This window comes from Pseudomonas baetica, assembly GCF_051216495.1.
Lineage (GTDB): Bacteria > Pseudomonadota > Gammaproteobacteria > Pseudomonadales > Pseudomonadaceae > Aquipseudomonas > Aquipseudomonas baetica_B.
Map to the genome: position 1 here is coordinate 1 of NZ_JBPKAM010000225.1, position 2600 is coordinate 2600.

The 2600-nt window shown below is 52.3% G+C and carries 1 rRNA gene; it reads right to left on the reverse strand.

What is annotated here, in order from left to right:
• Window positions 1-57: 57 nt before the first annotated feature.
• Window positions 58-2600 (reverse strand): 23S ribosomal RNA (locus ACSFE6_RS31355); the annotation flags it as partial.

Genomic DNA, 2600 nt, shown 5'->3' on the forward strand with positions numbered 1-2600 from the left:
CGTCTTCACACACCGCAATCTGGCCTCTGTCGAGTTCACAAATTGCTTGGGTGTTATATGGTCAAGCCTCACGGGCAATTAGTATCGGTTAGCTCAACGCCTCACAGCGCTTACACACCCGACCTATCAACGTCGTAGTCTTCGACGGCCCTTCAGGGAACTCAAGGTTCCAGTGAGATCTCATCTTGAGGCAAGTTTCCCGCTTAGATGCTTTCAGCGGTTATCTTTTCCGAACATAGCTACCCGGCAATGCCACTGGCGTGACAACCGGAACACCAGAGGTTCGTCCACTCCGGTCCTCTCGTACTAGGAGCAGCCCCTCTCAAATCTCAAACGTCCACGGCAGATAGGGACCGAACTGTCTCACGACGTTCTAAACCCAGCTCGCGTACCACTTTAAATGGCGAACAGCCATACCCTTGGGACCGGCTTCAGCCCCAGGATGTGATGAGCCGACATCGAGGTGCCAAACACCGCCGTCGATATGAACTCTTGGGCGGTATCAGCCTGTTATCCCCGGAGTACCTTTTATCCGTTGAGCGATGGCCCTTCCATACAGAACCACCGGATCACTAAGACCTACTTTCGTACCTGCTCGACGTGTCTGTCTCGCAGTCAAGCGCGCTTTTGCCTTTATACTCTACGACCGATTTCCGACCGGTCTGAGCGCACCTTCGTACTCCTCCGTTACTCTTTAGGAGGAGACCGCCCCAGTCAAACTACCCACCATACACTGTCCTCGATCCGGATAACGGACCTGAGTTAGAACCTCAAAGTTGCCAGGGTGGTATTTCAAGGATGGCTCCACGCAGACTGGCGTCCACGCTTCAAAGCCTCCCACCTATCCTACACAAGCAAATTCAAAGTCCAGTGCAAAGCTATAGTAAAGGTTCACGGGGTCTTTCCGTCTAGCCGCGGATACACTGCATCTTCACAGCGATTTCAATTTCACTGAGTCTCGGGTGGAGACAGCGCCGCCATCGTTACGCCATTCGTGCAGGTCGGAACTTACCCGACAAGGAATTTCGCTACCTTAGGACCGTTATAGTTACGGCCGCCGTTTACCGGGGCTTCGATCAAGAGCTTCGCGTTAGCTAACCCCATCAATTAACCTTCCGGCACCGGGCAGGCGTCACACCCTATACGTCCACTTTCGTGTTTGCAGAGTGCTGTGTTTTTAATAAACAGTCGCAGCGGCCTGGTATCTTCGACCGGCGTGGGCTTACGCAGCAAGTGCTTCACCCTCACCGGCGCACCTTCTCCCGAAGTTACGGTGCCATTTTGCCTAGTTCCTTCACCCGAGTTCTCTCAAGCGCCTTGGTATTCTCTACCCAACCACCTGTGTCGGTTTGGGGTACGGTTCCTGGTTATCTGAAGCTTAGAAGCTTTTCTTGGAAGCATGGCATCAACCACTTCGTCACCCAAAGGGTAACTCGTCATCAGCTCTCGGCCTTGAAACCCCGGATTTACCTAAGATTTCAGCCTACCACCTTAAACTTGGACAACCAACGCCAAGCTGGCCTAGCCTTCTCCGTCCCTCCATCGCAATAACCAGAAGTACAGGAATATTAACCTGTTTTCCATCGACTACGCTTTTCAGCCTCGCCTTAGGGACCGACTAACCCTGCGTCGATTAACGTTGCGCAGGAAACCTTGGTCTTTCGGCGTGGGTGTTTTTCACACCCATTGTCGTTACTCATGTCAGCATTCGCACTTCTGATACCTCCAGCAAGCTTCTCAACTCACCTTCACAGGCTTACAGAACGCTCCTCTACCGCATCACTTACGTGATACCCGTAGCTTCGGTGTATGGTTTGAGCCCCGTTACATCTTCCGCGCAGGCCGACTCGACTAGTGAGCTATTACGCTTTCTTTAAAGGGTGGCTGCTTCTAAGCCAACCTCCTAGCTGTCTAAGCCTTCCCACATCGTTTCCCACTTAACCATAACTTTGGGACCTTAGCTGACGGTCTGGGTTGTTTCCCTTTTCACGACGGACGTTAGCACCCGCCGTGTGTCTCCCATGCTCGGCACTTGTAGGTATTCGGAGTTTGCATCGGTTTGGTAAGTCGGGATGACCCCCTAGCCGAAACAGTGCTCTACCCCCTACAGTGATACATGAGGCGCTACCTAAATAGCTTTCGAGGAGAACCAGCTATCTCCGAGCTTGATTAGCCTTTCACTCCGATCCACAGGTCATCCGCTAACTTTTCAACGGTAGTCGGTTCGGTCCTCCAGTCAGTGTTACCTAACCTTCAACCTGCCCATGGATAGATCGCCCGGTTTCGGGTCTATTCCCAGCGACTAGACGCCCTATTAAGACTCGCTTTCGCTACGCCTCCCCTATTCGGTTAAGCTCGCCACTGAAAATAAGTCGCTGACCCATTATACAAAAGGTACGCAGTCACCCAACAAAGTGGGCTCCCACTGCTTGTACGCATACGGTTTCAGGATCTATTTCACTCCCCTCTCCGGGGTTCTTTTCGCCTTTCCCTCACGGTACTAGTTCACTATCGGTCAGTCAGTAGTATTTAGCCTTGGAGGATGGTCCCCCCATATTCAGACAAAGTTTCTCGTGCTCCGTCCTACTCGATTTCATGAC